This window comes from Streptomyces tricolor, assembly GCF_002155905.1.
Classification (GTDB): Bacteria; Actinomycetota; Actinomycetes; order Streptomycetales; family Streptomycetaceae; genus Streptomyces; species Streptomyces tricolor.
The window spans coordinates 1-7,415 of record NZ_MUMF01000665.1 but is presented as its reverse complement, the minus strand read 5'-3'; the positions used below and the strand labels follow the sequence as shown (position 1 = coordinate 7,415).

At 71.4% G+C, this 7,415-nt stretch carries 6 protein-coding genes; 1 reads left to right on the top strand and 5 read right to left on the bottom strand.

What is annotated here, in order from left to right; translation table 11 throughout:
* The 3 genes from CCN44_RS36895 to CCN44_RS36885 all read right to left on the bottom strand — a co-directional run.
* Positions 1 to 753 (bottom strand): carbohydrate ABC transporter permease (locus CCN44_RS36895; protein ID WP_086703068.1); only part of this gene is annotated, 753 nt, incomplete at its 3' end.
* Between the two features lie 14 nt (positions 754 to 767).
* Positions 768 to 1,718 carry a carbohydrate ABC transporter permease gene (locus CCN44_RS36890; RefSeq protein WP_086703065.1) on the bottom strand — a complete coding sequence of 317 codons (951 nt, stop codon included), beginning with the start codon at positions 1,716 to 1,718 and terminating at the stop codon, positions 768 to 770.
* The gene (locus tag CCN44_RS36885; protein WP_059247331.1) at positions 1,715 to 3,124 is read right to left on the bottom strand and encodes an extracellular solute-binding protein; all 1,410 of its coding nucleotides are present in this window, start codon (positions 3,122 to 3,124) and stop codon (positions 1,715 to 1,717) included. The genes CCN44_RS36890 and CCN44_RS36885 overlap by 4 nt, the downstream gene beginning before the upstream one ends.
* A 200-nt stretch (positions 3,125 to 3,324) precedes the next feature.
* Here CCN44_RS36885 and CCN44_RS36880 point away from each other — a divergent pair, with 200 nt between their 5' ends.
* On the top strand, positions 3,325 to 4,896 hold the full coding sequence (locus tag CCN44_RS36880; RefSeq protein WP_086703062.1) for a glycoside hydrolase family 32 protein: 1,572 nt from the start codon (positions 3,325 to 3,327) through the stop codon (positions 4,894 to 4,896).
* 127 nt (positions 4,897 to 5,023) lie between these two features.
* Here the strand turns inward: CCN44_RS36880 and CCN44_RS36875 are convergent, their stop codons facing one another.
* Complete coding sequence (locus CCN44_RS36875) at positions 5,024 to 6,052, bottom strand: LLM class flavin-dependent oxidoreductase (RefSeq protein ID WP_086703059.1); 1,029 nt, start codon at positions 6,050 to 6,052, stop codon at positions 5,024 to 5,026.
* A 66-nt stretch (positions 6,053 to 6,118) separates the two neighbouring features.
* The coding region (locus CCN44_RS36870) for a metallophosphoesterase family protein (RefSeq protein WP_107502148.1) at positions 6,119 to 7,415 on the bottom strand (1,297 nt) is incomplete at its 5' end.

Genomic DNA, 7,415 nt, shown 5'->3' with positions numbered 1-7,415 from the left:
GACCACCGAGATGGAGCCGGTGCCGAGATTGCCCTGGAGCGAGACCAGACCCAGCGGAAGGGTGTAGTTCTGGCCGGAGGTCTCCAGGATCAGCGGGCGGAAGAACTCGTTCCAGTGGTAGTTGAAGGCGAGGACGCCGACGATCGCCAGGCCCGGCCGGGCCAGCGGCGCGTACACGGACCGGAAGATCCGCCAGGGTCCGGCGCCGTCCAGCATCGCCGCCTCGCCCAGGTCCTTCGGCATGCCGAGGAAGTACTGGCGCATCAGGAACGTGCCGAACGCGGTCGGGAACGCCGGAACGATCAGACCGAGCAGCGTGTCGGTCAGCCCCATCGACTTCAGCACGAGGAACACCGGGACGATCGTGACCTGCAAGGGGACCATCATGGTGGCCAGGACCAGACCGAACAGCGGTTTCTTGAAGCGGAAGTCGAGCCGGGCGAACGCATAGCCGGCGAGCCCCGCGGTGATCATCTGGCCGAGGGCGATCAACGCGGTCACCAGGGTCGAGTTCAGCGCGAGCAGCCACACGTCGAGCTGTGCGAAGACATCGTGATAGGCGGCGGTGCTGGGCTGCGTCGGCACGATCCGCGGCGGCAGGTCGAACGAGTCCGCCGGGGTGCGCAACGAGGTGGACACGGTCCAGACGACCGGTCCGAGGGTCAGCAGCGCGCACCCGGTCAGCCCGGCGATCCGCGCCCAGGGCCCGAGCGAGTACCGGGCGCGGCTGAGGGTCGAGGTGGATCGGCTCATGGGACTCACCCGGCTCACTGGTAGTGGACGAAACGCCGGCTGAGCCGGAACTGGACGGCGGTGACCGCCATGATCAGCACGAACAGCAGCACGCCCACCGCGGACGCCTCGCCGAACCGCAGCTGCTCGAACGCCTTCTCGTAGATGACCATCACGACGGTGCGGGTGGAGTCGCCGGGCCCGCCGTCGGTGAGGACGTACGGCTGCTCGAAGACCTGGAGCGCGTTGATGATGCCGACCACCGAGGCCACCAGCAGGGTGGGGGAGAGCAGCGGCAGCGTGACGGCGAGATGCTTGCGCAGCCCGGTCGCGCCGTCGAGCGCGGCGGCCTCGTGGATCTCCTTGGGGATGTTGTTCAGTCCGCCCACGAACAGCAGGAACGAGAAACCGAACTGCTGCCACACGTACACGAGGATCACCGTGGCCATCGCACCGTGCTCCGAGGTCAGCCAGGGCACGGGAGCGACACCGAACACCCCGATCAGCCAGTTGACCACGCCGAAGTCCTGATTGAACAGGTACTTCATCACGACGGAGACGGACGCGGCGGAGAGCACCAGCGGAAAGAAGAACGCCGACCGGAAGACCGACCGCAGCCATCCGGGCATCCGGCCGTTCAGGGTGAGCGCGAGCGCCAGCGCGATCAGGAGCTGCGCGGCGACCGCGAAGATCATGAACACGAGCGTGTTGCGGAAGGACACCAGAACGGTCGCGTCGCTGAACACCTCCCGGTAGTTGGCCGCCCCGGCGAAACCGGGCGCGTCGATCACGTTCCAGCGGAAGAGGCTCAGCACGACCGAACCGATGATCGGTACGACCGTGAAGACCACGATCCCGACCACGGTCGGTGCCAGGAACACGGCCGCCAGCAGTCGCGTCCCCCGCTCGCGCGCCGGCCGCCGCACGGCCGCCGCGGCAGGGCGCGCGGCCCTCGTCCGGGCGGCGGGAATCCGGGTGTCCGTCATACGTCACGCTCCATGGCCCGCTCCAGGTCCCCCTGCATCCGGCGCAGCGCGGGCCCCACCGATCGCGGGCTCGCCAGCGCCGTCCCGGTGTGCTTGAGCAGCACCTGCGTCACCTCCGCGACCTGTGGCGGGGCCGGAATGGGCCCGGTGTCGGGAAACCTGTCGAGGGTGTCGTAGAAGACCCGCCAGTGCGCCGGTCCGGTCTCCCGGTACCGGGCCGCGGTCAGCATCGAACGGCGGGCCGGGGTCGTCTGGTTGGTGGTGAACAGCCGGCTCAGGGTGTCCCGCCGGGCCGAGTACTTGATGAACTCCCAGGCCGCGTCCTGCTGTTTCGAGGTGCGCAGCAGCGCGTAGCCGGCCGCGCCGAACTGGTGCCGCTGGGTGTGCCGGCGCGGGAAGTACTGCACGTCGAAACCGTCGGCGCGCATCCCGGCCAGATGGAGACCGCCCGCCCAGAAGCCGCCGGCCGGGGTGACCCCGACCCGGCCGGTGGAGAACACCCCGATGAGGTTCTGGCCGTTGCCGCCCTCGGGACGGGTGCACAGACCGTCGCGGACCAGGGCGGCGAGGTAGTCGTACGCCTCGACCACCCCGTCGGCCGTGGCCTGCGGGGTCGTCCAGCGGAAGCCGCCCCCGCGGCCCTGCCGCCGCTGTGCCGGGTAGAACGCGTCCCACAGCCAGGACCCGCCCGGCGCCTTGGACTCGGCGAGCAGGTTGGTGCCGTTGGCGAACAGCCAGGGGACCACCCCGCCCCACAGCCGGTTGGTCCAGAAGTACGGCGTGAAGCGGGAGTCGCTCGCCTGCTTCATGCGGCGCAGCAGCGCGGTGAAGTCGTCCCGCGTCCAGTCGGCGGCCGGGAAGTCCGCGCCGGCCCGCCGCAGCACCCGGGTGTTGAGGTACATGTCGGCGGCGTTGAACTCGATCGGCAGCTGGTACAGGCTGCCCTCGTACATCATCGACTCCACCAGCGAGGGATGGACGTCGGCGAAGTACTCCCTCAGTTCGGCCGCGTCCCGCCGTACCCAGCGGTCCAGCGGGACGCCCAGGTGCCGGGCGAACAACTGCACCCCCTCGGTGGCCACATAGACCAGGTCGGGCGCGGTGCCCGCCGCGATCTGCGTGAGGATCTTGGCGAAGAAGTCCGACCAGTCCACGGCCTGCACCGCGTTGATCCGGAGCTTGATGTCGGGGTGCAGCGTGCGGAAGCCGTCGACCAGGGCGCGGACCCCGGCCGGAGCGAACGCGGAACCCAGGGTGGCGACGACCAGTGAGCCGTCGTCGCGGCCGGGGATGTCGGCCCCGGTGAGCCGGTCCCAGCTCGCGGCGGTACCGGCCAGCGCGGCGGCCCCCGCGCCGTAGGCGCCGTACCGCAGCAGGGCGCGGCGGGAGAAGAGCGAGTCGGTCATCCAGACGTGCCTAACTCGTGTTAGCCAAGGGGTGATGCCCAGATCATGAGAAGCGGGTCTCCTCCGTGTCAAGGCGCGGGACGGCTTGACCTTTAACGAGTTAGGTCTACAGTCCTTGAGCCGACGACCCGTCATGAACGAGCGAGGGACGACCCGTCCCGAACCGGACGGGCGACCCGTCACGAAGGGGACGACGCGTGATGCGTGGCCTGAGCAGAAGAGCCCTGTTCGCCTCGACGGCCGCCGGAGCCGGCACGGTGCTGCTGCCCGCGGCGTCCGCCCGGGCGAGGCCGCGGCCCGAGCCGTCGGCCGGATGCGCGCATTACCGCGCCGACTACCACTTCACCGTTCCCGCCCAGTGGAAGAACGACCCGCAGCGCCCGGTCTGGATCGACGGCACGTACCACTGCTACTACCTCTGCAACACCGACTACCTGGACGGACAGGTCGGCACCGCCTGGGCGCTGGCCACCAGCACCGACCTCGTCTCCTTCACCGACCGGGGCATCGCCGTCCCCAAGGACACCACCGTCAACGGGGACGTGTGGTCGGGCTCCGCGGTGGTCGACACCGGCGACACGGCCGGCTTCGGCGCGGGGGCGGTCGTCGCCCTCGTCACCATGTCACCGGGCGGCGGCACCGACCACCAGGAGCAGTTCCTGTACTACTCGACCGACGGCGGCCGTACGTTCACCCACCACGGCACCGATCCGGTCCTCGCCAACCCCGGCGTGGCCGACTTCCGCGACCCGAAGGTGATCCGCGACGACGACCGCGACCGCTGGGTGATGGCCCTCGCCGAACGCCACAGGATCGGCTTCTACCACTCGGCCGATCTCCTGTCCTGGACGTACGCGGGCGCTTTCGCCGAGGACGGCATCGGCGTGCTCGAATGCCCCGACCTGTTCCGCATCACCGCCGACGACGGCACGCCGAAGTGGGTGCTGGGCGCGAGCGGGGACGGCACCGGCTCCGGGCGGCCTCCCACCTACGCGTACTGGACGGGTTCGTTCGACGGCGGCGCGTTCACCGCCGACTCCGCCGAGCCGCAGTGGCTCGACCACGGCTGGGACTGGTACGCGGCGGTCACCTTCGAGAAGCGGGACGCGGACGGCACGCCGGACCCGGCCGGGCGCTACGCCGTGGGCTGGCTCAACAACTGGGCCTACGCGCACACCACACCCACCATCGACTGCGACGGATTCAACGGCACCGACTCGATCGTCCGCGAGATCACCCTGAAGCGGTCCGCCTCCGGCGGCTACTACCTGGCCTCGCGCCCGGTCGCCGCGCTCGACGGGTACGTCTCCCGCACCGTCCGCCTCGGCGACCTGACGGTGGACGGCACCCGCGTGCTGGACCACACCGGTGTCTCCTACGAGCTGAGCACGGAGATCACCTGGTCCGGGGCCACCGGCGCGGGCGTGCAGGTCCGCCGCTCCCCGGACGGCGGGCGCCACATCGACGCGGGCGTGTACGGCGACTACGCCTTCCTCAACCGGCGCGGCACGGTCAACCCCGACACCGGCGGCGCCCGGCAGGAGAGCCGCACGCCGTTCGACGCGTCGGCCGGACGGGTGCGGCTGCGCATCCTCGTGGACCGGACATCGGTCGAGATGTTCGTGGACGACGGCCGGTACGTGCACTCCGCCGAGGTGTTCCCGTACCTGATCGACAACCGTCTGGCCCTGTTCGCCGTCGGCGGCACGGCCGTGTTCCGGAACACGGTGATCAGGGAGTTCGCCGTGCCGGGGCCGGGGCCGGGGGCGTGACGCTCTCTCCGGCCACCGGGTACGGACGACCGCCGCGCGCACGACGTACCGCCAGGGCGGCCGGGACCGGCGCGGTGCCCGCCGCGGGCGTGGCGGCGGAACCGGTCACGGGTGCTGCGGTGGGGGCTCAGGAGGCGGGGCGCCAGCCCAGGGCCGGGCCCAGTTCGGTCGCCATGTCCGTCAGGATCTGTACGTAGTCCTCGTGCTCGAAGGTGAACGGCAGGGCGAACGCCACCTCGTCGACCTCGCGGAACGCGGCGTGCGCGTGCAGCCGTTCGGCCAGCTCCGCCGAGGTGCCGACCAGGTCCGGCGCGAACAGCAGGCCTGCCGGGCCCTGCGGGGAGGCCGTCCTGGGCAGCCGCCGTGCCGCGTACTCCTGGTACTTGGCGCGCTGCTCGGGGCTCGCGGAGTCGGTGGGGATCACCACCAGTCCCTGGGAGACGCGGGCGGCCTCGCCGTCGGGGTGGCGGGCCCGGAACTCCCGGATCTGGGACAGCTGGATCGCGGCGAAGTCCAGTGGCCCGTCGCCGTCCCCGGCCTTGACGACGCTGCTGGTCAGGAGGTTCATGCCGTGCTCGCCGGCCCAGCGCGCCGAGGCGAGGCTGCCGCCGCCGTACCACAGCCGCCGGCCGAGCCCGGGGGAGTGCGGCTGCACCACATCCGAGTAGACCTCGAAGCCCTCCGCCCCGCTGAAGTCGGTGGCGGGCTCGCCGCGGACGAAGTCCAGCAGCCGCCGCACCCGCGCGTACCCGAAGTCCTCGGCGTCCGCGGTGTCCGGGTACAGGGCCGGTCCGACCCGCTCGTAGTGGACCGGCGGGCCCACGCTGACGCCCGGGTTCAGCCGGCCGCCGGACAGGATGTCCACGGTCGCCAGGTCCTCGGCGAGCCGCAGCGGGTTCTCCCAGCCGAGCGGGATCACCGCGGTGCCCAGTTCGATGCGGCGGGTGCGCTGCGAGGCCGCCGCCAGCACCGCGACCGGGGACGAGATGCCGTACTGGAGGTGCCGGTGGCGGACCCAGGCGCTGTCGAAGCCGAGCCGCTCGCCCAGCTCGATCAGCCGCAGCGTGGACTCGTGGCCCCGGCCCGGATCCGCCGCGTCGAACAGACCGATGGTGAGGAAGCCCAGCTTGCGCAGCGGGCGGGCGGTGGACGGCACGGGCTCCTCCAGCGGTCGTACGTCGCTCTGCCCCGATTCTCGCAGCCGAATGTGACAACCGTGTGATCACTTCAGCAGGATGGTGACCTCGTCCTCGACCGGAGGCTGAAGCTCCTGGGCGCGGTTGCCGGTCGCCGCGTAGCAGCGCAGCCGTACCTCCTCCGGGCTCACGTCCAGCCGCAGGAAGCACTTGAAGAACGGCGGGCTGTAGGTGTCGGAGGAGGGCGAGAACAGCTGGGTGTAGATCTTCCGCACGGGCAGCCGGAACCGGGCGGGCCGGTCCGGGCGGCGGCCGGTCCCCAGGAGGCTCGCGACCAGACGGGTGCGGCGGGTGACCCGGACGCCGGCGCCCGGCGCGCGGCGCGGTGCGATGCCGAGCCGTTCGGCGACCACGGCCGCCGCCTCCGCCTCGGTCAGACTGAAGAAGCGGCGCAGCCGCAGCCGCCGGCCGTACAGCCGGCTGTAGAAGGCGAGCGAGTCGCCGCGCAGCGGATAGCAGCGGAACTCCCGCTCGGTGACGTTCGCGACCGACACCCGCGGGATGGTGTGCGTGGCGTGCATGAACGCCCCGCCGCCGCCCGCGACGACGTACTGGATGGTGCGGCCGTCCACGTCGACCGGGTACCGCTGGTAGTTGTGGATGTCGCCGCCGATCGCGGCGACGTAGTGGTGATCGGGGTCCCGGACGATGTCGTCCACCGTGCCGCCGCCCTCGACGGGGCAGGGGTGGTGCTCGCCGTCGACGTACAACGGGGAACCGGTGACGAGGATCTTCGGTCGCGGTCCCCGCGACACCTCCCGCAGCCAGGCGCCCTGTTCGGCGTCGACCGTGCCCAGCAGGCCGGTGTCGATGCCGACGATCCGCACCGGGCCCGCGTCGATCGCCCAGTACGGGCCCGGCTGTTCGGCCAGCTGCCCCGGCGCCGACCGCAACGTGCGTGCCTGCGCGAGCCGCTGTCCGTCACAGGGGCGCGGCCGGTGCCACAGCAGGGTGCGCCACCAGGCCCGGGTGAGCGGGCGGGGCCGGGGCTCCGGGTCGAGCGGCGGGGTGTCGGCGCAGAAGACGCGCATGAACGCGCCGAGATCCTCGTACCAGTCGTGGTTGCCCGGTATCGCGTAGATCGGCGCGGGATAGTCCTGGTAGGGGCGGAAGAACTTGTCGTCGTAGTCGTCGGCGCCGCCCACGGGATAGACGACATCGCTCGCGATCACGGCGAATTCGGTGTCCTGACCCACCTTCAGCAAGCCGGGCACGACGGCGTACTGGGAGTCGTCCCCCTCGCCGGTGTCCCCGATGACCAGGAAGGAGAACCGTTCCGGCACGTCCCGCCGACATGGTGGTCCGGCGGGACGTGCCGGAACG